The following is a 1,720-nucleotide window of genomic DNA, read 5'->3' on the forward strand; positions in this document are numbered from 1 at the left end:
GGGTAGTAGTTTAGCGATGGGGTGACGCAGGAAGGTAGCTGGTCCCAGGCGGTGGTTGTCCTGGGGTAAGCGTGTAGGCCGTGTCGTAGGCAAATCCGCGACATACATAGGCTGAGACGTGATGCCGAGCCGTATCAGGTGAAGTCAGTGATCCTATGCTGCCGAGAAAAGCCTCTAGCGATGTTCCGAGCGGCCCGTACCCGAAACCGACACAGGTGGTCAGGTAGAGAATACCGAGGCGACGGGCGAACTGTGGTTAAGGAACTCGGCAAATTGCCCCCGTAACTTAGGGAGAAGGGGGGCCGGACGCGTGAACACCCTTGCGGTGGGAGCGTGGTATGGCCGCAGAGAGCAGGGGGAAGCGACTGTTTACTAAAAACACAGGTCCATGCCAAGTCGTAAGACGATGTATATGGACTGACGCCTGCCCGGTGCTGGAACGTTAAGGGGACCTGTTAGCCCGTGAGGGCGAGGCGGAGAACTTAAGCGCCAGTAAACGGCGGTGGTAACTATAACCATCCTAAGGTAGCGAAATTCCTTGTCGGGTAAGTTCCGACCTGCACGAATGGCGTAACGACTTCCCCACTGTCTCAACCACAGGCCCGGCGAAATTGCAGTACGAGTAAAGATGCTCGTTACGCGCGGCAGGACGGAAAGACCCCGGGACCTTTACTATAGCTTGACATTGGTATCCGAATGTAATTGTGTAGGATAGGTGGGAGCCGGTGAAGCTTGGACGCCAGTTCAGGTGGAGGCATTGTTGAAATACCACTCTGTTGGATTTGGGTATCTAACTTGCGGCCCTGATCGGGTCGAGGGACAGTGTCTGGTGGGTAGTTTAACTGGGGCGGTTGCCTCCTAAAGGGTAACGGAGGCGCCCAAAGGTTCCCTCAGCCTGGTTGGCAATCAGGTGTTGAGTGTAAGTGCACAAGGGAGCTTGACTGTGAGACTGACGGGTCGAGCAGGGACGAAAGTCGGGACTAGTGATCCGGCACTTGCGTGTGGAAGCGGTGTCGCTCAACGGATAAAAGGTACCCCGGGGATAACAGGCTGATCTTCCCCAAGAGTCCATATCGACGGGATGGTTTGGCACCTCGATGTCGGCTCGTCGCATCCTGGGGCTGTAGCAGGTCCCAAGGGTTGGGCTGTTCGCCCATTAAAGCGGTACGCGAGCTGGGTTTAGAACGTCGTGAGACAGTTCGGTCCCTATCCGCCGTGCGCGTTGGATACTTGAGAAGGGCTGTCCCTAGTACGAGAGGACCGGGACGGACGAACCTCTGGTGTGCCAGTTGTCCCGCCAGGGGCACGGCTGGTTGGCTACGTTCGGAAGGGATAACCGCTGAAAGCATCTAAGCGGGAAGCCTGCTTCGAGATGAGGTATCCCACCACCTTGAGTGGGTAAGGCTCCCAAGAGACTATTGGGTTGATAGGCTGGAGATGTAAGCCAGGTAACTGGTTCAGTCGACCGGTACTAATAGGCCGAGGGCTTAACCACCCTAAACATTATGCTCGACGCGTCCACTGTGCGATTCACAGCAAACGAACAACCACCCCGGTCATCACGACGGGTTGCTGGTTAGTTCCGCTGGCAGCTGTTTCGGTGGTCATAGCGGAGGGGAAACGCCCGGTCTCATTCCGAACCCGGAAGCTAAGCCCTCCAGCGCCGATGGTACTGCACTCGGGAGGGTGTGGGAGAGTAGGACGCCGCCGGACTCAACGT

At 57.0% G+C, this 1,720-nt stretch carries 2 rRNA genes; both read left to right on the forward strand.

Features of this window, described 5'->3' with window-relative positions:
• Positions 1–1,495 (forward strand): 23S ribosomal RNA (locus Ato02nite_RS49920); the annotation flags it as partial.
• 101 nt (positions 1,496–1,596) lie between these two features.
• Positions 1,597–1,713: ribosomal RNA gene (rrf, locus tag Ato02nite_RS49925) — 5S ribosomal RNA — on the forward strand.
• The last annotated feature ends 7 nt before the right edge of the window (positions 1,714–1,720 follow it).

The organism is Paractinoplanes toevensis, assembly GCF_018332695.1.
In the GTDB taxonomy this organism is placed as follows: domain Bacteria; phylum Actinomycetota; class Actinomycetes; order Mycobacteriales; family Micromonosporaceae; genus Actinoplanes; species Actinoplanes toevensis.